Raw genomic sequence first — 18,018 nt, 5'->3', positions numbered from 1 at the left:
TGCCCCAGAATTTGGCAAGCCGTCCCACGTTCAGCCACCCAAAAGTGGTGTCATTCTCCAGATCAAACACGTATCCGCTCGATGACACACCGCTTCGGCCCCTAGGATTCCCCCTATCACCTCACCGGTCTCTTTCGACAGGAACCCCATGAGCGACACTTCCCCCTACGGCTTCGAGCTTGTGCGGCGTGGGTACGACCGCGCTCAGGTGGACGAACGCATCTCCAAGCTCGTCTCCGACCGTGACAGCGCTCTCTCCCGCATCACCGCTCTGGAAAAGCGCATCGAGGAGCTCCACCTCGAAACGCAGAACGCACAGGCCCAGGTCACCGACGCCGAGCCGTCGTACGCGGGTCTCGGCGCGCGGGTCGAGAAGATCCTCCGCCTCGCCGAGGAAGAGGCCAAGGACCTGCGGGACGAGGCCCGGCGCGCCGCCGAGCAGCACCGCGAGCTCGCCGAGTCGGCGGCCCAGCAGGTCCGCAACGACGCGGAGTCGTTCGCCGCGGAGCGCAAGTCCAAGGCCGAGGACGAGGGCGTCCGGATCGTCGAGAAGGCCAAGAGTGAGGCCTCGCAGCTGCGCGCCGAGGCTCAGAAGGACGCGCAGTCCAAGCGCGAGGAGGCCGACGCCCTCTTCGAGGAGACCCGCGCCAAGGCCGCGCAGGCCGCCGCCGACTTCGAGACGAACCTCGCCAAGCGCCGCGAGCAGTCCGAGCGCGACCTGGCCTCGCGTCAGCAGAAGGCCGAGAAGCGCCTCGCCGAGATCGAGCACCGCGCCGAGCAGCTGCGCCTGGAGGCCGAGAAGCTGCGCACCGACGCCGAGCGCCGTGCCCGCCAGACCGTCGAGACGGCGCAGCGCCAGGCCGAGGACATCGTGGCCGACGCCAACGCCAAGGCCGACCGCATCCGCTCGGAATCCGAGCGCGAGCTGGCCGCCCTGACCAACCGCCGCGACTCGATCAACGCCCAGCTGACGAACGTCCGCGAGATGCTCGCCACGCTGACCGGCGCCGCGGTCGCCGCCGCCGGCACGCCCGCCGACGACGAGCCGGTCTCCCGCGGTGTGCCGGCCCAGCAGTCCCGGTAACCCACGGGCGTTCACCCGCTGAACGACAGCGAAGCCCCCTGCCGCTCCGGTGGCAGGGGGCTTTGTCCCGTTCTAGCGTGTGCGCATGATCGAGCTAGAGGGGCTCACCAAGCGGTACGGCGAGAAGGTCGCGGTGAACAACCTGACCTTCTCCGTCCGGCCGGGCATCGTCACGGGGTTCCTCGGACCCAACGGTGCCGGCAAGTCGACGACCATGCGGATGATCCTCGGGCTCGACCATCCCACCGCCGGGGACGTCCGCATCGACGGCAGGCACTACGACCAGCTGAAGGATCCGCTGACGTACATCGGGGCGCTGCTGGACGCCAAGGCCGTGCACGGCGGGCGGAGCGCCTTCAATCACCTGCTGTGCCTCGCGCAGGGCAACGGGATCCCGACGAGCCGGGTGCACGAGGTGCTCGACACCGTGGGACTCACGGCCGTGGCGCGCAAGAAGGCCAAGGGGTTCTCGCTGGGCATGGGGCAGCGGCTCGGCATCGCCGGCGCGCTGCTCGGCGATCCCCGGATCCTGATGTTCGACGAGCCCGTGAACGGGCTGGACCCCGAGGGCATCCACTGGATCCGGACCCTGATGAAGTCCCTGGCCGCGCAGGGCCGGACCGTCTTCGTGTCGAGCCATCTGATGAGCGAGATGGCGCTGACCGCCGAGCACCTCGTCGTCATCGGACAGGGCCGGCTGCTCGCCGACACCACCATGGCCGACTTCATCCGGCAGAACTCGCGGTCGTACGTCCGGATCCGCACCCCGCAGCGCGAGCGGCTGCTGGACGTGCTGCACGAGGCCGGGATCACGGTCGTGGAGGCGGGCGGCGAGGCGCTGGAGGTGGAGGGCGGCAAGGCCGAGCCGATCGGCGAGCTGGCCAGCCGGCACGGGATCGTGCTGCACGAGCTGAGCCCGCAGCAGGCCTCGCTGGAGGAGGCCTTCATGCGGCTGACGGCGGAGTCGGTGGAGTACCACGCGCACTCCGAGACCGCCTCGGTCCCCAGGGACTGGGGCGCCGACTGGAAGGGGGCCTGAGCCATGGCGGCCGTCCAGGTCATCAGGTCCGAGTGGACGAAGATCCGGTCCGTGGCGTCCACCGTGTGGACGCTGTCCCTCGCGGTGGTCGTCACCGTCGCCCTCGGCATGCTGATCTCCGCCCTGTCGCGGAGCCAGTTCGACAGGATGCCCGCGCGCGAGCGGCTCAACTTCGATCCGACCGTCGTCAGCTTCGCGGGCATGACCCTCGGGCAGCTGGCGATGATCGTGTTCGGGGTGCTCGTGGTGTCGAACGAGTACAGCACCGGCATGATCCGCACCTCGCTGGCGGCCGTGCCGCAGCGGGCCACCTTCCTGTTCAGCAAGATCGCGGTGGCGGCCGCGCTCGCCCTGGCCGTCGGCATGGCGACCAGCTTCGCCGCGTTCTTCCTCGGGCAGTCGCTGCTCGGTTCGCACCGGACGGAGATCGGCGACCCGGGCGTGCTGCGCGCGGTGATCGGCGGCGGGCTGTACATGACGCTCATCGCCATGTTCTCGATGGGCGTCGCCTCGATGCTGCGCTCCCCCATGCTGTCGCTCGGCATCCTGATGCCGTTCTTCTTCCTGATCTCCAACATCCTCGGCAACGTCGACGCCACGAAGAAGATCGGCCGGTTCCTGCCGGACCAGGCCGGCAGCCGCATCATGCAGGTGGTCCCCCGCGTCGACGACGACACCCCCTACGGCCCCTGGGGCGGCCTCGGCATCATGGGCCTGTGGGTGGTCGCGGCCCTCACCGGCGGCTACATCCTGCTGAAGAAGCGGGACGCCTAGGACCGGTTTCGGCTTTGCTCTCTCTTGGGCGGAACCGTCAGCGCCCGGTTATCCTCCTAACCCTTACGGGGGCGTGTGCCCCGCTGTCCTGAACCTTTCGATGGGTGCGGAGCATGATCGAGGCTGTCGGCCTGACCAAGCGCTACGGCGACAAGACCGCCGTCTACAACCTTTCCTTCCAGGTACGGCCCGGGGCCGTCACCGGCTTCCTCGGGCCCAACGGCTCCGGCAAGTCGACGACCATGCGAATGATCCTCGGCCTGGACAACCCCACGTCGGGCACGGTGACGATCGGCGGCTACCCGTACCGCAAGCTGCCGAACGCCCCGCGTCAGGTCGGCGCGCTGCTCGACGCCAAGGCCGTGCACGGCGGCCGGCACGCCCGTAACCACCTGCTCTGCCTGGCCCAGCTGTCGGGCATCCCGGAGCGCCGGGTCGACGAGGTGCTCGGGGTGGTGGGCCTTCAGGACGTGGCGAAGAAGCGGTCCAAGGGCTTCTCGCTCGGCATGGGACAGCGCCTCGGCATCGCGGCCGCGCTGCTCGGCGACCCGCAGGTCCTGCTGTTCGACGAGCCGGTCAACGGCCTCGACCCCGAGGGCATCCTCTGGGTGCGGAACCTGATGAAGGCGCTGGCGTCCGAGGGACGGACCGTGTTCGTCTCCAGCCACCTGATGAGCGAGATGGCGCTGACCGCCGACCACCTCATCGTGATCGGGCGCGGACAGCTCCTCGCCGACATGAGCGTGAAGGACTTCATCTCGGCGAACTCGGCCGACTTCGCCCGCGTGCGGACGCCCGACACCGAGCCCCAGCTGCGCGAGAAGCTGACGTCCGCGCTCACCGAGGCGGGCGGGCAGGTGCTGCCGGAGCAGGACGGCGCGCTGCGCGTCATGGGCCTGCCGCTCCCCCGCATCAGCGACCTGGCGCACGACGCCGACGTCCGGCTGTGGGAGCTGTCGCCGCACCAGGCCTCCCTTGAGGAGGCGTACATGCGGATGACGCAGGGCGCCGTGGACTACCGCTCCTCCATCGACCAGCGGGCCGGCCTCCAGCAGCCGCTGCCGCCCGGCGCGCAGCCGCCGATGCCGGTACCGGGCCAGGGCCAGCCGGGCTGGTACGCCCCGCCGCCGCCCCAGCAGGGGGGCCAGCCGTTCACCCCGCCGCAGGGCGCCGCGCCCGCGGGCCCGTACGGCGGTCCGGCCGCGCCCGGCCCGTACGCCCCCGGCGCGCCCGCCGGCGGACCGAACCCGTACGCGACGCCCGGGAACCAGGCCCCGGCCGCCCCGGCTGCCGAATCGTCACCGCAGCCGTCCGCCGCCCCGGTCGCCGCGCCCGCGCAGACCGCCGCTCCCGCCGACCTGACCAAGCCCGAGGACGCCCGATGAGCACCCACCAGCCCCCCATGCCGCAGGCGGCCGAGGCCGCGCCGAACTGGCAGGCGGCGCCCGGCGGGCCGTACGCCGGTTACACCTCGCCGATCCCGGTGGTCAAGACGCACCTCGGGCACGCGCTCGCGTCCGAGTGGACGAAGATCAAGTCGGTGCGTTCGACGATGTGGACGCTCGGCGTGTTCGTGCTGCTCGTCGTCGGTATCGGCCTGCTGGCCGGTGCCGTGGTCAGCAGCAACGCCTCGGACTCGGACATGTCCGGCCAGAGCCCGCTGGGCCTCGGCTTCTTCGGGCTGCTGCTGGGCAGCATGTGCATCATCACGCTCGGCGTGCTGACCACGGCCTCGGAGTACGGCACGGGCATGATCCGTACGACGATGACCGCCTGCCCCAGCCGGGGCCGGGTGCTCGCGGCGAAGGGCATCGTGTTCTTCGTGGTCGCCTTCGTGGTGACCCTGGCCGCGTCCTCGTTCGTCGCCATGACGCAGGTCTCGATGCTGGACGGCACCGGCATCAAGGACCCGTCCGGCGCGGAGTGGCTGAAGGGCACGGTCGGCATCAGCCTCTACATCGCCCTGCTCGGCCTGCTCTCGCTGGTCATCGGCTCGATCATCCGGCACTCGGCGGGCGCCATCACCATCATGATCGGGCTCCTGCTCGCCCCGCTGGTGATCGCGCTGTTCATGTTCTCGCAGTCGCTGGCGGACGTGCGCCAGGCCCTGCTGGAGTACTCGATCCCGAACCAGCTGAGCGTCTTCTACGCCAACTCGCTGAGCGACACCGGCCCGTCCGGCTGGGACCCGCTGTGGATCGTCCTGGGCGTGACGGCGGCCGCGTACGCCGGCGCCCACGCGCTCCTGCAGAGCCGGGACGTCTGAGTCCGCCTCTAGAACCTCGGCGCGTTACGGGACCGCTGCACCCGCGTGGTGCGGCGGTCCTTCGCGTTCCAGCAGGCCTTGTGCCAGTGCCGGCGGTCGTCGACGCCCGCGTGCTCCGGCCAGGCCACCACGTGCGGGACGCCGGAGGCGATCGCCTGGTCGCAGCCCGGGCAGCGGTACGTCTTGCCCTCGGAGCTCGCCCCGGCCACGTGCCGCACGCTCCACTCCTCGCCCTGCCAGCTCTCCGTGGACTGCCAGCCGCCGTAACGGCCGACGCGGTCGTCCTCGGCGCTGCGGCCGGACGAGTCCGCTTCACGGGGGCCCTTGGGCCGGTTGCGACGCGGGGACACGGAACACCTCACGGGGCTCTACAGAAAGCACGGGCTCAGTCCAGCCTACGCGGCCCGGACGGGGGTACGCGAAGGGCACCAACCCGCACAAGTCCCCTTTCCGAGCGACCGGTTCTGCAGACAATCCGCAAATCTCTTCGCCAGGCCGTGTCCTCGGCACGTGTCGCCCGGTTATGCCGGGTGGGGGAGCTCCGTGTCGGAGCCAAGGGAAGCAGGAAAAGAGCGATGCACGTCGGAAGTTTTGTGCTGGCGGCCCAGTTCCCGGGCCAGGGCCAAGGGGAGGCACTGCACCGGGCGGTCCGCTCGGCGGAGGTCGCCGAGGAGGCGGGGCTGGACGCGGTCTGGCTGGCCGAGCACCACTTCGTGCCGTACGGCACATGCCCGTCGGCTATCACCCTCGCCGCGTTACTGCTGGGGCGCACCCACCGTATCCGGGTCGGCACGGCGGTCAGCGTACTGCCCACCGTCCACCCCGTGGCCCTCGGCGAGCAGGCCGCGCTGCTGCACGTGACGAGCGGCGGGCGCTTCACGCTCGGCGTGGGGCGCGGCGGCCCGTGGGTGGACCTGGAGGTGTTCGGACCGGGACTCGAAGCGTACGAGCACGGGTTCCCGGAGTCACTCGACCTGCTCCAGCGCTGGCTGCGCGAGCCGTCGGTGTCGGCCACGGGGGAACGGTTCTCCTTCCGCGAGGTACCGGTGGTCCCGCGCCCCTCCGAGGCGCTGACGGAGACCCCGGGCCCCGAGGTCGTCGTGGCCTGCACCTCGCCGGCGAGCGTCCGGCTGGCGGCCGAACGCGGGCTGCCGATGCTGCTCGGCATGCACGTCGGGGACGAGGAGAAGGCCGAGATGGTCGCCCTGTGGCGGCAGTTGGCGCGTGCGGCGGGACGAACGCCGGACGAGATCGCGGGCGCGGCACATGTCTCCGCCGGCGTCTGCCAGATCGCCGACCGGCGCACCGACGCGGCGGAGACACTGCTGAAGGCGATGCCGGGCTGGCTCAGGCAGGGCCTGGAGGCCCATGTCACCGTGGACGGCCGCACCCGCTCGATGCGCGACCCGCTGGCGTACACCGAACTGCTCTGCGGGCTGCACCCGGTGGGCACCCCGCGCCTGTGTGCCGACCGGCTCGCGGCGACCTCGGAGCGGACCGGCATCTCCCGCTTCGCCCTGCTCGTCGAGGGCTCGGGAGACCTGGCGGCGACCGAGGAGAACGTACGGCGGCTGGGCGCCGAGATCCTCCCCCACCTCCGCTGAGGGATCCTCCCGCCGCGCCGGTCGAGGCCCGTGTCGCGAGGAGAGCTTGCCGCCCCTGTACTGATTGCACCTCCCGCGTATGGAGCGGCAAGCATGCGGCTCACTGCGTCAGCGGTCCCGGAGCTCCGCGTCAGCAGTCCCGGAGCTCCGGGGACTGGTTCAGCAGCTGACTGCGCACCGAGGTGAAGCGGGCCAGCCTCTCGTCGACCGAGGCGTCCACCGGAAACACCGCCACCCGGTGACAGTTCTGGAAGGCCAGCCGCACACCGAAGTGCCGCTGCAGCGCGCCGCGTATGGCATCACTCGCGAGCGCGCGCAGCAGCTGGCCCCGTGCCTGCTCGTCCGGCGGAGGCGTCTGGTTGTCGGCGAACTCTCCGCCGTCCACCTTCAGCTGGGCCACCAGGGAGCTGATCATCTCCCATGCGTAAGGCAGGGAGGTCCGGACGCAGTCGACGAAATCGGCTTCGTCGACCTCGCCTCGCTCGGCCTGTTCGAGTAGGGCCGGTGAGACGTCGAGCGACATGGGTACTCCTCTCGCACCCCCGAACAGCAGGGGTTGCCGGACAGGTAAGAGAGTTCGCAATACCGAACACGCTGAGTACACGCATCGCGACCTCCCGTTCACTACGGTAGGCAACGGACGGTGACCGCACCAGGCGATTGCGCACATGGGCCGATCCCATTGGGCACACAATCGGCCAGGGATGAACGCCTGTTTCCGAAGTAAAAGGGGCGACCCGAAGGGTCTCGATCGAGGCCGGTGACGGGAGTCGGGTGGGCGAATCGCGAGGGTGGCGGGACTTCGAGTAGCGTTGCCCTCCATGCGTCTCGTCATTGCCCGGTGCTCGGTCGACTACGCCGGCCGGCTCACCGCCCACCTGCCCTCGGCTCCCCGCCTGATCCTGGTCAAGGCGGACGGCAGCGTCTCCATCCACGCGGACGACCGGGCCTACAAGCCCCTCAACTGGATGTCGCCGCCCTGCACGCTGAAGGAGGGGACCGGCGAGGAAGAGGGCGTCTGGACTGTCGTCAACAAAACAGGCGAGAAGCTGATCATCACGATGGAGGAAGTCCTCCACGATTCCTCGCACGAACTCGGCGTGGACCCCGGCCTGATCAAGGACGGCGTGGAAGCGCACCTCCAGGAGCTGCTCGCCGACCGCATCGAGACGCTCGGCGACGGCTACACCCTGATCCGCCGCGAGTACATGACCGCCATCGGCCCGGTCGACATCCTGTGCCGGGACGCCGAGGGGCAGACCGTCGCCGTGGAGATCAAGCGGCGCGGCGAGATCGACGGCGTGGAGCAACTCACGCGCTACCTGGAGCTGTTGAACCGCGATCCGCATCTCGCCCCCGTCCGTGGCGTCTTCGCCGCCCAGGAGATCAAGCCGCAGGCCCGCGTCCTCGCCACGGACCGGGGCATCGGCTGCCAGGTCCTGGACTACGACGCCCTCAGGGGCATCGAGGACGACAAGCTGCGCCTGTTCTGACGGACAGTCGGCGGACAGTCGTCCGGTCGGCTGTGCGGGCCGGGTCCCTGAACGGGGACCCGGCCTTCTCGTTGTCCGGTCTCAGATGACGGGACCGGGGCCGCCGCTCCCCGGCGCGCCCGCCGAACTGCTCGACGCGGCCGGGGCGCTGGAGGCGGGTCCACTGGCCGAGTCGGAGGTGGACGGGCTCGACGAAGCCGACGGCGTCGGGCTGGGCGTGCCGGACGGCGTGGGCGTCGGCGTGCTCGACGTCGGCGGCTTCGACGTCGGCGGCTTGCTGGTCGGCGGCTTGGACGTGGGCGGCTTGGACGTCGGCGGCTTGGTGGTCGGCCTGCCCGTCGGGCCCCCGCCGCCGGGCTTGTGCGTGCCGCTCGGGTCGTCCGAGGGCTGGGCCGGGTCCGCCGAGGTGCCGAGCGTCCCGTCGGAACCGGGATCCGTCGGACGGCTGGTGGCCGTCCCGGTGTCGCCGTCGCTTCCGTCGTCCTTCTTCGGGTCCGCGCCGAGGCCGCCGTCGTCGGTGCCCTCACTGGCGGACGGGTTGACGCTCACATTGTTGGCCGGGTTGTCGGCGCTGTTCTGCGACGTCATGCCGAGCGTGACGACCGTGCCGAGGACGGCGGCGAGCAGGGCGCCGGAACCGGCCGCGACCAGGTTGCGGCGGGCCAGGCGCCGCAGGCCGCCCTGGGGCTTCGAGGCCGGGGCCGAGACCGAGGCCTGGTGGGACACCAGGAGGTCGCCGGCGGCCGGCCGCGACAGCGGGTGGGCCGCGGGGATGCCGCCGGGCGGCGAGGCCGACTCCTCGTACCGCGCGTCGGGGATCTCCTCGCCGGCCAGGGCTCCGAGGCCCAGCACCTCGCCCGTGCGGTCGGCGACCAGGGCGAGCGCGCGGCGGCCGGCGACGGTGCCGCGCTTGTCGGCGAGGGCGCCGCGCAGGCCGATCGAGGCCTCCAGTTCGGCGCGGGCCCGCTCGAACTGTCCGCCGCAGAGCGCGAGGACGCCCAACTCGTGGTGGAAGTAGGCCTGTTCGGACACCTCACCGGACAGCTGGGCGGCCTCGGCGCCGGCCCGCAGCACCCGGTCCCAGGCGCTCCAGTGCAGACCCGCGGCGAAGGCCGGCGCGGCCGTGCGGGCGAGCTGGACGGCGGTGCACTCCTCGCCCTCGGCCGAGGGCGTGGTCCCGGGCACCAGGACGGTCAGCGCGGCGATCACGGCGTCGGCCTCGGCGCACACCCGCTCCGGGGTGACCGAGGGGTGCCCTGCCCACCAGGCGTAGTGCTGGGCGGCGGTGAGGGCGTCGGCGGCGAGGTCGTCGGTGTATCCGGCGGTCTCCAGCTGGGCCTGTACGCCGGCCGCGAGGCGGTAGCGGGAGCCGACCGGGGTGACCAGTCCGCAGGCGGCCAGCTCGCCGAGCGCGGCGTCCGCGTGGGTGTCGCCGACCAGCGCGGGCAGATGCGCCTGGTGCGGCACCTCGCCGCCCAGGGCGACGGCGAAGCGCAGGGTGGTGCGGGCGGAGGTGCTGAGCCGGGAGGCGAGCAGCGGGGCGGGCGCGGCGGCCTCGCCGAGCGAGGGGAGCGGGATCTCCTCGCCGTCCTCGGCGGCCGCGTCGAGCGGGGCGTCGACCGGGGGCCGTACGTCCTCGAAGACGCCGTACTCGTCCACCGCGCCGGTGCTGGCCCGCAGCTGGTCGCGCTGCCGCAGCAGGGCACCGGCCTGGACGAACCGCAGGGGCAGGCCCTCGGACTCGAACCAGAGGTCGCCCGCCCAGTTGGCCTCCTCCTCGGTCAGGACGCGGCCGACGGCGCGCTCCAGGATGTCCACGCCCACGGCCCGGTCGAGTCCGCCGAGCACGACCTCCTCGACGTCCGAGTCCGCGGACGGCGCGGGCACGTCCGGGGTGGCGCCGATCAGGAAGGCGCACTCGGGGGTGGCGTCGAGGAGCTCGTCGAGGCCGGCGCCGCCGAACTCGACGTCGTCGAGGACGACGACCGCGCCGATCTCCCGGACCAGTGCGAGCAGTTCGTCCTTGTCCGGCCGGTGCAGGGGCGCGTTGTGGACGGCGTAGAAGAGGTCGTGGAGCAGGTCGTCCGGGGTGCGGTGGAAGCCGCTGAGGCGGACCACGCCGTCGGGGGCGAGGTCGGAGCAGTCCTCGGCGACGAGGTCGAGGAGCGCGGTGCGGCCCGAGCCGGCCGGGCCGGTGAGACGGACGGAGCGGCCGCGGGCGAGCAGCCGTACGAGGCTCTCGCGCTCGTCCTGGCGCTCCAGCAGAGGGAGCACCGGCAGCGCGGGGCCGGGCGGGACGGGCGGCCGGGCGACGCGCTCGGTCTCGGCGCGTTCGGCGGCGGTGAGCTTCTGCGGCCTGCCTGGTCGCTCTCCGGGTGGGCAGGCCTCGATCTCGCTGCCGTCGACCGGGTTGACGGTCAGCAGGTAGTCGCCGGAGACGAGCTGCACCGTGCGGGCGAGCGCCGGTGTGCTCTGGCCGAAGTCGGATGTGAGGGATTCCCTGGGCGGGCGCTGGCGCGGCGTGTGGCCGTCACCGTCGTGGCCGTACCCCTCGGGTCCCGGGTTGTTCGGGTCCATAGGTTCCAAGCCCCCCAAAAGCGTCGTGTGCCGTGATTCGGCCGGCCCCTCCCGGCCTGTTGCACACCGCGCTGTCGCTTCTGGTCCGGTCCCGCTTGAGGGTTGCGAGGCAGCGGGCGACCGAACCTTAAACCTTCGCACAGTATCTCCGACAGCCCGGGGTACCGAGCCGACCGAGACGTCACAGTCTCGTGAGGATTGCGCGTGACGTGCGGTTCGCCGTGTCCGCCCGGGTCTCCCCCGTCGCCGGGGTCACACCTGGTCGAGGCGTCACACGCGGGGCAGCGACTCCACGCCGATGCCCCCCTCGATGGCCAGGATCCGGTGCAGCCGGGTGGCCACCAGCAGGCGCTGCATCTGCGGCGGTACGTCGCGCAGCACCAGGCGGCGGCCGCAGCGGCCCGCCCGCCGGTGGGCACCCATGATCACCCCGAGTCCGGTGGCGTCCCAGGAGTCCAGCTCGGACAGGTCGAGCACCAGGTCGCCGACACCGCGGTCGACGGCCGTGTGCAGGACCGTACGGGCGTCCGCCGCGCTGCGGACGTCGAGGCGGCCCCCGACGACCAGCTCGGCGTGGTCGCCCCTGATGTGCATATGCGCTCCCCGAGAGTTTCGGCGTTCGTGCTCCGTGTCGTCCGTGTGCTCCTAGACGGTGCTGTGCATCGTCTGACTGCTCCAGCGGCGACGAGGTTGCCGTCTGTGAGCGAACCGATACCGAATTCACCCCCGCGGGTGATGCCCCTCGGGGATTGTGCGGTTTCGTTGGTGGTTACGTACGGGTGTGTCAGTACGTGTAGAAGCCCTGCCCGCTCTTGCGCCCGATGTCACCGGCGTCAACCATCCGGCGCATCAGCTCCGGCGGAGCGAACTTCTCGTCCTGCGATTCGGTGTAGATGTTGCTGGTGGCGTGCAGCAGGATGTCGACGCCGGTGAGGTCCGCCGTGGCGAGCGGGCCCATGGCATGGCCGAAGCCCAGCTTGCAGGCCAGGTCGATGTCCTCGGCGGTCGCGACGCCCGACTCGTAGAGCTTGGTCGCCTCGACGACGAGGGCCGAGATCAGGCGGGTCGTGACGAAGCCGGCCACGTCCCGGTTGACGACGATGCAGGTCTTGCCGACGGACTCGGCGAACTCCCGCGCGGTGGCGAGGGTTTCGTCGCTGGTCTTGTAGCCCCGGACGAGTTCGACGAGTTGCATCATCGGCACCGGCGAGAAGAAGTGCACACCGACGACCCGCTCCGGGTGCTCGGTGGCCGCCGCGATCTTGGTGATCGGGATCGCGGAGGTGTTGGAGGCGAGCACGGCGTCCTCGCGCACGATCTTGTCGAGCGTGCGGAAGATCTCGTGCTTGACCTCCAGCTTCTCGAAGACGGCCTCCACGACGATGTCGGCGTCGGCGGCGGCGTCCAGGTCGGTGGTCGCGGTGATGCGGGCGAGGGCGGTGTCGGCGTCGTGCGCCTCCATCTTCCCCTTGCCGACGAACTTGTCGTACGAGGCCTTGATGCCGTCGGTGCCACGCCTCAGTGCCTCGTCGGTGACGTCACGCAGGACGACGTCCCAGCCCGCCTGCGCGGAGACCTGGGCGATGCCGGAACCCATGAGACCGGCCCCGATGACGGCAAGCTTCCGTGCCACTCCGACTCCCCTTACACGCTGTTTACGTACGCCTCTTCGGCGGACGATAGCGGTCGTGAGGGGCTGTGTGACCGGTAAGTAACGCGCGTCACGTCTCAACTGACGGACATCACACCGGCAGGGGTCATTCCAAGCCTCGGACGGCGTAGTTGAGCACCTTTTCACTCAGCAGATCCTCTATGTCTTCGAGGAGGACCAGCACCTCTCGGGACACTTCACGCGGATCACGGCCTTTGATCATCTCGCAGGCGATGGCGGACATGACGGCGGCGTGCGCCCAGTTGATCTGACCCGCCATCAGACCGGGGAGCGGGTCGTCGTCCGCGGCGCCGGTCTCCTCCCGCAGGGCCGCCTCCAGACCGGACTGGACCTCCTGCTGGATCGCCCACAGCCGGGAGCGCAGCGCGGGCGCCTCCTCGATCACCCGCATGAAGCGGGCGTAGTCGGCGATCAGGCCGACCCGGGGCGAGACCGCCTCGACCTCCTCGCGCAGCTCGCGCAGGACCGCCGCGGCGGCCGACTCGCCCGCGCCCCGGCCGCGCACCCAACGGGCCAGCCGGTCGGTCAGTCCGGCGGAGCGGTCGAAGAAGAGGTCCTCCTTGGCCGGAAAGTAGTTGTAGACCGTGTTGACGGAGACATTGGCCGCGTCGGCGATCTCCGCCACCGTCACCGCGTCGAATCCGCGCTCGATGAACAGGCCCGTGGCGACATCCGAGATGTATTGCCTGGTCTGCCGCTTCTTCCGCTCCCGGAGCCCTTCTGCCATGTCCGAATCCTAGCTTCGCTGGGCCGATTGAAAACTTGGGGTCGTTGCAAAATTTCATGGACTCTGTTTTTCTGGCCGTATGACAGCGGTCATCAGCGCGGCCGGACTGGCCCGCACCTTCCAGACGAAACGCGGCCCCGTGGAGGCCGTGCGCGGCATCGACCTCCGCGTGCGGCCCGGCGAGATCCTCGGCTTCCTCGGCCCGAACGGCGCCGGCAAGACGACCACCCTGCGCATGCTCACCACCCTGCTGAGGCCCACCGGCGGCGCCGCCACGGTCGCCGGTCACGACCTGGCCGGCGACCCGGCCGCCGTCCGCCGGGTCATCGGCCACGTCGCCCAGTCCGGCGGGGTGGACGGGCAGATCACCGTGCGGGAGGAACTGGTCACCCAGGGGCGCCTGTACCGGCTGCCGAAGGACCGGGCGAGGGAACGCGCCCGGGAACTGGCCCACGACCTGGACCTCACCGAGCTGCTCGACCGCAGGACGGCCCAGCTCTCCGGCGGCCAGCGGCGCCGGCTGGACATCGCCATGGCGCTCACCCACCGCCCGGTGGTGCTCTTCTTGGACGAGCCGACGACCGGCCTCGATCCCGCGAGCCGCGCCGACCTGTGGGACCTGATCCGTCGCCTGCGCGACCGGCACGGCACGACGGTCTTCCTCACCACCCACTATCTGGACGAGGCCGACGCCCTCGCCGACCGGCTGGTGATCGTCGACCGGGGCGTGGTGGCGGCCGAGGGCACACCCGGCGCGCTGAAGCTTCAGTACGGCGGCTCGCTCGACGCCTCGCTCCAGGACACGTTTCTCGCCATCACCGGCCGCGGCCCCTCCCCGGCCGACGCCGCCCCCGTAGCCGTATAGGACGAGGACCGAACCGATGCTCCTGCACGACACCGCGCTCATCTACGGCCGCTACCTGCGCCAGTCCCTGCGCTCCCGCTTCGCCCTGCTCTTCGGTGTGCTGATGCCGCTGCTGTACCTGCTGTTCTTCGGCCCGCTCCTGACCGGCCTGCCACTGGGCGGGCGGGGCAGTTCCTGGCAACTTCTGGTCCCCGGGCTGCTGCTCCAACTCGGCCTGTTCGGAGCGTCCTTCGCCGGCTTCGCGATCATCATCGAGAACGGGCAGGGGGTGGTGGAGCGGATGCGGGTGACCCCCGTCAGCCGGCTCGCCCTGCTGCTCGGCCGGGTGCTGCGGGACGCCACCGTGTTCGTCTTCCAGGCGGTGCTGCTGGTGCTGGCCGCGACGGCGATGGGCCTGCGCGCCCCGCTGCCCGGTGTGCTCATCGGCTTCGCGTTCGTCGCGCTGCTCACCGTCGCCCTGGCGTCCCTGTCCTACGCGCTGGCGATGCGCGTCCGCACCCCGCAGGAGTTCGGTCCGGCGATCAACGCGCTGACGATGCCGTCGATGCTCCTGTCCGGCCTGATGCTCCCGATGACCCTCGCGCCGGCCTGGCTGGACGCGCTCTCGCACCTCGTGCCGCTGCGCTATCTGGTGGACGCGGTGCGCGACGCGTACGTCGGCTCCTACACAACGGCGCACATGCTGTACGGCGTCCTGGTGGCCGTCGCCTTCGCGGCGCTCGCCGTGACGGTGGGCACACGTGTGTTCCGTACGGCCGGGGCGTAACTACGCTGGCCACATGGTCAATCTGACGCGCATCTACACCAGGACCGGCGACAAGGGCACCACCGCTCTCGGCGACATGAGCCGGGTCGCCAAGACCGATCTGCGGATCTCGGCGTACGCCGATGCCAACGAGGCGAATGCGGTGATCGGCACGGCGATCGCCCTGGGCAGCCTGGACGAGGAGGTCGTCAAGGTCCTCACCCGGGTGCAGAACGACCTGTTCGACGTGGGTGCGGACCTGTCGACTCCGGTGGTGGAGAACCCCGAGTTCCCGCCCCTGCGGGTGGAGCAGTTCTACATCGACAAGCTGGAGGCGGACTGCGACCGCTTCAACGAGCGGCTGGAGAAGCTGCGCTCCTTCATCCTTCCGGGAGGCACGCCGGGCGCCGCCCTGCTGCACCAGGCGTGCACGGTCGTACGCCGCGCGGAACGGTCGACCTGGGCGGCCCTGGAGGCACACGGCGAGATCATGAACCCGCTGACCGCCACCTACCTCAACCGGCTCTCGGACCTGCTGTTCATCCTGGCGCGGACAGCCAACGGCACCACGGGCGATGTCCTGTGGGTGCCCGGCGGGGAGCGCTAGCTCCCGTCGGCGGGACGCCGCTTCGGGAACAGGGTGTAGCTCGTCGCGATGATCAGGTTGATGCCGATCAGCCACACCATCCTCAGCTGCCACGCCCGCAGCGAACCGGTCTCGCCGTCGTCGCCGACGTACCAGACCGCGGCCTGGAGCAGGGCGACGGCGACCAGTGACGCGAGGATCCAGCGGCCCGCGACCTTCCACTCGTGGACGGCGCGGGCCGTGCCGTACCTGGGCGGCTTGACGGGCGGCGGGCCGCCGGCGAAGCGGTGGGCGACCCGGGCGTCGGCCCACTTGATCGTGGAGTGCCCGAGCCCCACGGTGAACCCGATGTACACGGCGGCGAGTCCGTGCCGCCAGTCGGGTTCCGCGCCGTTCTTGAGGTCGATCGCGGTGACGGCGAACAGCACGACCTCCAGCAGCGGCTCGCACAGCAGCAGGGCCAGACCCGTGCGCGGCATCCGCAGGCCGTAGCGGAAGGCCAGTCCGGCCGCGAGCAGCACCCAGAAGGCCACCTCACAGGCGACGATCAACCCGACGATCACGTCTCGCTCCTCTCGTTCCCCCTTCCAGGCTCCCGGCCGGATCCGCGGGCCGCGTCGTCGCCGCCGACGAACTCGCGGTACATCGAAAGATGCAGTTCCGGACCGTTCCCGAGGAGCAGGCAGCGGGCTCGCGCGCCGTGTTGGATGGAGGCATGGCCCTGACACTCCCCCGCCCGCACCGCGACGACGTGCGCATCGCCGTGGGCGGGCTGCTCGGGGGGCTGTTGCTGTGGGCGCTCGGCATCGCGCCGCGGCTGCCCTCGGACGACCTGGCCCTGTGGCCGCAGCGCTGGGCCCCCCTGGTGCCACTCACCGTGACCGCCGCCTGCGAGCTGCTGCGCCGCACCCGGCCCCGGCCCGCCCTGCTGATCGGTACGGCCGCGATCGTCGCGGACACGGTGACCCTGGGCAACGTCGTCACGATCGTGCTGTACACGGACCTGATGTACTCGGCGGTCCTGTACGGCACGCCGGCCGCCGCCCGCCGCATCCCCTGGGTCACCGGTCTGCTCACGGTGATCAGCGGTGTCGTGCCGGCCGCGCTCTGGCGCGATCCGCAGGCTCTGCTGATCGGTGTCGGCGTGGGCGTGGTCGCGCTGGCGCCGGCGTCCACCGGCTGGGTGGTGCGCAACCACCGCGACGCGGCCGAGGCCGCCCGGCTGCGGGCCGAACAGACCGCGCTGCTGGCCGAGATGGACCGCACCCAGGCGGTCACCGCCGAGCGCGCCCGGGTGGCCCGGGAGCTGCACGACATGGTCGCCAACCACCTGTCGGCGATCGCCATCCACTCCACGGCCGCGCTGTCCATCGACGACCCCGGGACCTCCCGGCAGGCCCTGGCCGTCATCCGTGAGAACAGTGTGGCGGGGCTCGCCGAGATGCGGCGGCTGATCGGGATCCTGCGGGCGGGCGACGGCGAGGACGAACCGTCCCCCAAGCTCTCGGCTTCGCTCGAGCAGGGAGGTACCCCCATGCCCCCGACCCTCGACGGCGTCGCCGACCTCGTCGACGGCGCCCGCGCCAACGGCCTCGACGTCAGCCTCAGCGCCGTCCACGGCCGGGTGCCCGCGCCGGTCGAGCTGGCCGCCTACCGTATCGTGCAGGAATCGCTGACCAACGCCCTCAAGCACGCGGCGAGCGGCCGCGTCCGGGTGGCGCTCAGCGAGGACGACGGCGCCCTGCACGTCCATGTGACCAGCCCGTACGGCCTCAGGGCGGGCCCCGGCGCCCCCGGTTCCGGCGCCGGTCTGATCGGGATGCGGGAGCGGGCGGCGCTGCTGGGCGGCAGCTTCGAGGCCGGTCCCGACGGCGCGCTGTGGACCGTACGCGCCCGTCTGCCTGTGGCCGAAGGAGATCCCGAATGATCCGTGTCCTGGTCGCCGAGGACCAGTCCGCCGTGCGCGCCGGCCTGGTGCTCATCCTGGGCAGCGCGCCCGACATCGAGGTGGCCGGCGAGGCGGCGGACGGAGAGCGGGCGGTCGAACTGGCCCGGGAGTTGCGGCCCGACGTGGTGCTGATGGACGTGCAGATGCCGCGCCTGGACGGGGTGTCGGCGACCCGCAAGGTCGTCGCGGAGCGGCTCGCGGACGTCCTCGTGCTGACCACCTTCGACCTCGACGAGTACGTGTTCGGGGCGCTGCGGGCCGGTGCGGCCGGGTTCCTGCTGAAGAACGCGGAGGCGAAGGACCTGCTGGAGGCGGTGCGCACGGTGGCACGCGGGGAGGGGATCGTCGCCCCGGCCGTCACCCGGCGGCTGATCGCCGAGTTCGCCGCCGGGCCGGTGCGGGAGACGAGCGCCGATCCAGCGGTGCTCGACGCGCTGACGCGGCGCGAGCGTGAGGTGCTGGCGTGCCTCGGGCAAGGGTTGTCCAACGCGGGCATCGCGGAGCGGCTCGACATGGCGGAGGCGACCGTGAAGACGCACGTCAGCCGTCTGCTGGGGAAGCTGGGGCTGCGCAGCCGGGTCCAAGCGGCCGTGCTGGCTCAGGAGTTGGGGATCTAGCCGGTCATCGGACAGGTGGTC

The 18,018-nt window shown here is 71.4% G+C and carries 19 protein-coding genes; 12 read left to right on the top strand and 7 right to left on the bottom strand.

Annotation, left to right across the window (positions count from 1 at the left end; all coding sequences use genetic code 11):
• Positions 1-148 precede the first annotated feature (148 nt).
• The 5 genes from IPZ69_RS26440 (at position 149) to IPZ69_RS26420 (ending at position 5,163) form a co-directional block, all read left to right on the top strand.
• Complete coding sequence (locus IPZ69_RS26440) at positions 149-1,084, top strand: cellulose-binding protein (protein WP_235456995.1); 936 nt, start codon at positions 149-151, stop codon at positions 1,082-1,084.
• 85 nt (positions 1,085-1,169) lie between these two features.
• Entirely contained in the window at positions 1,170-2,123 is a 954-nt protein-coding gene (locus IPZ69_RS26435; protein WP_235456994.1) for an ATP-binding cassette domain-containing protein, read from the top strand.
• Between the two features lie 3 nt (positions 2,124-2,126).
• Entirely contained in the window at positions 2,127-2,897 is a 771-nt protein-coding gene (locus tag IPZ69_RS26430) for an ABC transporter permease (protein ID WP_235456993.1), read from the top strand.
• 113 nt (positions 2,898-3,010) lie between these two features.
• Positions 3,011-4,282 carry an ABC transporter ATP-binding protein gene (locus tag IPZ69_RS26425; protein WP_235456992.1) on the top strand — a complete coding sequence of 424 codons (1,272 nt, stop codon included), beginning with the start codon at positions 3,011-3,013 and terminating at the stop codon, positions 4,280-4,282.
• Entirely contained in the window at positions 4,279-5,163 is an 885-nt protein-coding gene (locus IPZ69_RS26420; RefSeq protein WP_235456991.1) for an ABC transporter permease, read from the top strand. Before IPZ69_RS26425 ends, IPZ69_RS26420 begins: the two co-directional genes overlap by 4 nt.
• 8 nt (positions 5,164-5,171) lie before the next feature.
• On the opposite strand, the gene IPZ69_RS26415 is transcribed toward IPZ69_RS26420, so the two are convergent.
• Positions 5,172-5,513, bottom strand: a complete 342-nt coding sequence (locus IPZ69_RS26415; protein WP_235456990.1) for an ATP/GTP-binding protein — start codon at positions 5,511-5,513, stop codon at positions 5,172-5,174.
• A 225-nt stretch (positions 5,514-5,738) separates the two neighbouring features.
• Here IPZ69_RS26415 and IPZ69_RS26410 point away from each other — a divergent pair, with 225 nt between their 5' ends.
• On the top strand, positions 5,739-6,767 hold the full coding sequence (locus IPZ69_RS26410) for an LLM class flavin-dependent oxidoreductase (protein WP_235456989.1): 1,029 nt from the start codon (positions 5,739-5,741) through the stop codon (positions 6,765-6,767).
• 130 nt (positions 6,768-6,897) lie between these two features.
• On the opposite strand, the gene IPZ69_RS26405 is transcribed toward IPZ69_RS26410, so the two are convergent.
• Complete coding sequence (locus IPZ69_RS26405; protein ID WP_235456988.1) at positions 6,898-7,290, bottom strand: SCO5389 family protein; 393 nt, start codon at positions 7,288-7,290, stop codon at positions 6,898-6,900.
• 298 nt (positions 7,291-7,588) lie between these two features.
• Between IPZ69_RS26405 and nucS the strand changes: the two genes are divergently transcribed.
• A complete protein-coding gene (gene nucS, locus IPZ69_RS26400; RefSeq protein ID WP_235456987.1) occupies positions 7,589-8,260 on the top strand; it encodes an endonuclease NucS in 672 nt (223 codons plus the stop codon).
• Positions 8,261-8,341: 81 nt separating this feature from the next.
• Here nucS and IPZ69_RS26395 read toward each other — a convergent pair whose 3' ends face one another.
• The 4 genes from IPZ69_RS26395 to IPZ69_RS26380 all read right to left on the bottom strand — a co-directional run bounded on the left by IPZ69_RS26395 (position 8,342) and on the right by IPZ69_RS26380 (position 13,236).
• The gene (locus IPZ69_RS26395; protein ID WP_235456986.1) at positions 8,342-10,837 is read right to left on the bottom strand and encodes an ATP-binding protein; all 2,496 of its coding nucleotides are present in this window, start codon (positions 10,835-10,837) and stop codon (positions 8,342-8,344) included.
• A gap of 270 nt (positions 10,838-11,107) precedes the next feature.
• Positions 11,108-11,431 carry an STAS domain-containing protein gene (locus IPZ69_RS26390; RefSeq protein WP_235456985.1) on the bottom strand — a complete coding sequence of 108 codons (324 nt, stop codon included), beginning with the start codon at positions 11,429-11,431 and terminating at the stop codon, positions 11,108-11,110.
• Positions 11,432-11,621: 190 nt separating this feature from the next.
• Positions 11,622-12,470 (bottom strand): 3-hydroxyacyl-CoA dehydrogenase family protein, encoded by an 849-nt coding sequence (locus tag IPZ69_RS26385; protein WP_235456984.1) that lies wholly within the window; start codon positions 12,468-12,470, stop codon positions 11,622-11,624.
• Positions 12,471-12,594: 124 nt separating this feature from the next.
• Entirely contained in the window at positions 12,595-13,236 is a 642-nt protein-coding gene (locus tag IPZ69_RS26380; RefSeq protein WP_235456983.1) for a TetR/AcrR family transcriptional regulator, read from the bottom strand.
• A gap of 79 nt (positions 13,237-13,315) precedes the next feature.
• Here IPZ69_RS26380 and IPZ69_RS26375 point away from each other — a divergent pair, with 79 nt between their 5' ends.
• From IPZ69_RS26375 to IPZ69_RS26365, 3 genes are read left to right on the top strand one after another with little or no spacing between them, the layout of a single operon-like run.
• Positions 13,316-14,101: an ATP-binding cassette domain-containing protein gene (locus IPZ69_RS26375; RefSeq protein ID WP_235456982.1), complete on the top strand. Its 786-nt coding sequence runs from the start codon at positions 13,316-13,318 to the stop codon at positions 14,099-14,101.
• A gap of 16 nt (positions 14,102-14,117) precedes the next feature.
• Positions 14,118-14,867 (top strand): ABC transporter permease, encoded by a 750-nt coding sequence (locus tag IPZ69_RS26370; RefSeq protein WP_235456981.1) that lies wholly within the window; start codon positions 14,118-14,120, stop codon positions 14,865-14,867.
• A gap of 13 nt (positions 14,868-14,880) precedes the next feature.
• Positions 14,881-15,453: a cob(I)yrinic acid a,c-diamide adenosyltransferase gene (locus IPZ69_RS26365; protein ID WP_235456980.1), complete on the top strand. Its 573-nt coding sequence runs from the start codon at positions 14,881-14,883 to the stop codon at positions 15,451-15,453.
• Here the strand turns inward: IPZ69_RS26365 and IPZ69_RS26360 are convergent.
• Complete coding sequence (locus tag IPZ69_RS26360) at positions 15,450-15,995, bottom strand: hypothetical protein (RefSeq protein WP_235456979.1); 546 nt, start codon at positions 15,993-15,995, stop codon at positions 15,450-15,452. The two genes, IPZ69_RS26365 and IPZ69_RS26360, sit on opposite strands and share 4 nt — an antisense overlap.
• 152 nt (positions 15,996-16,147) lie before the next feature.
• On the opposite strand from IPZ69_RS26360, the gene IPZ69_RS26355 reads away from it, so the two are divergent.
• Positions 16,148-17,359 (top strand): sensor histidine kinase, encoded by a 1,212-nt coding sequence (locus tag IPZ69_RS26355; protein ID WP_235456978.1) that lies wholly within the window; start codon positions 16,148-16,150, stop codon positions 17,357-17,359.
• Positions 17,356-17,997 carry a response regulator gene (locus IPZ69_RS26350; protein WP_235456977.1) on the top strand — a complete coding sequence of 214 codons (642 nt, stop codon included), beginning with the start codon at positions 17,356-17,358 and terminating at the stop codon, positions 17,995-17,997. Before IPZ69_RS26355 ends, IPZ69_RS26350 begins: the two co-directional genes overlap by 4 nt.
• Positions 17,998-18,018: the final 21 nt, after the last annotated feature.

Source organism: Streptomyces olivochromogenes (assembly GCF_021538895.1).
Classification (GTDB): Bacteria; Actinomycetota; Actinomycetes; order Streptomycetales; family Streptomycetaceae; genus Streptomyces; species Streptomyces olivochromogenes_A.
The sequence above is the reverse complement of the archived record's forward strand: the minus strand, read 5'-3'. Positions and strand labels throughout refer to the sequence as shown.

What these genes read in the sequence shown, in the direction of transcription:
- IPZ69_RS26440 (WP_235456995.1), top strand. Translation starts at nt 149, where the DNA reads ATGAGCGACACTTCCCCCTACGGCTTCGAGCTTGTGCGGCGTGGGTAC.
- IPZ69_RS26435 (WP_235456994.1), top strand. Translation starts at nt 1,170, where the DNA reads ATGATCGAGCTAGAGGGGCTCACCAAGCGGTACGGCGAGAAGGTCGCG.
- IPZ69_RS26430 (WP_235456993.1), top strand. Translation starts at nt 2,127, where the DNA reads ATGGCGGCCGTCCAGGTCATCAGGTCCGAGTGGACGAAGATCCGGTCC.
- IPZ69_RS26425 (WP_235456992.1), top strand. Translation starts at nt 3,011, where the DNA reads ATGATCGAGGCTGTCGGCCTGACCAAGCGCTACGGCGACAAGACCGCC.
- IPZ69_RS26420 (WP_235456991.1), top strand. Translation starts at nt 4,279, where the DNA reads ATGAGCACCCACCAGCCCCCCATGCCGCAGGCGGCCGAGGCCGCGCCG.
- IPZ69_RS26410 (WP_235456989.1), top strand. Translation starts at nt 5,739, where the DNA reads ATGCACGTCGGAAGTTTTGTGCTGGCGGCCCAGTTCCCGGGCCAGGGC.
- IPZ69_RS26405 (WP_235456988.1), bottom strand. Translation starts at nt 7,290, where the DNA reads ATGTCGCTCGACGTCTCACCGGCCCTACTCGAACAGGCCGAGCGAGGC.
- nucS (WP_235456987.1), top strand. Translation starts at nt 7,589, where the DNA reads ATGCGTCTCGTCATTGCCCGGTGCTCGGTCGACTACGCCGGCCGGCTC.
- IPZ69_RS26395 (WP_235456986.1), bottom strand. Translation starts at nt 10,837, where the DNA reads ATGGACCCGAACAACCCGGGACCCGAGGGGTACGGCCACGACGGTGAC.
- IPZ69_RS26390 (WP_235456985.1), bottom strand. Translation starts at nt 11,431, where the DNA reads ATGCACATCAGGGGCGACCACGCCGAGCTGGTCGTCGGGGGCCGCCTC.
- IPZ69_RS26380 (WP_235456983.1), bottom strand. Translation starts at nt 13,236, where the DNA reads ATGGCAGAAGGGCTCCGGGAGCGGAAGAAGCGGCAGACCAGGCAATAC.
- IPZ69_RS26375 (WP_235456982.1), top strand. Translation starts at nt 13,316, where the DNA reads ATGACAGCGGTCATCAGCGCGGCCGGACTGGCCCGCACCTTCCAGACG.
- IPZ69_RS26370 (WP_235456981.1), top strand. Translation starts at nt 14,118, where the DNA reads ATGCTCCTGCACGACACCGCGCTCATCTACGGCCGCTACCTGCGCCAG.
- IPZ69_RS26365 (WP_235456980.1), top strand. Translation starts at nt 14,881, where the DNA reads ATGGTCAATCTGACGCGCATCTACACCAGGACCGGCGACAAGGGCACC.
- IPZ69_RS26355 (WP_235456978.1), top strand. Translation starts at nt 16,148, where the DNA reads ATGGCCCTGACACTCCCCCGCCCGCACCGCGACGACGTGCGCATCGCC.
- IPZ69_RS26350 (WP_235456977.1), top strand. Translation starts at nt 17,356, where the DNA reads ATGATCCGTGTCCTGGTCGCCGAGGACCAGTCCGCCGTGCGCGCCGGC.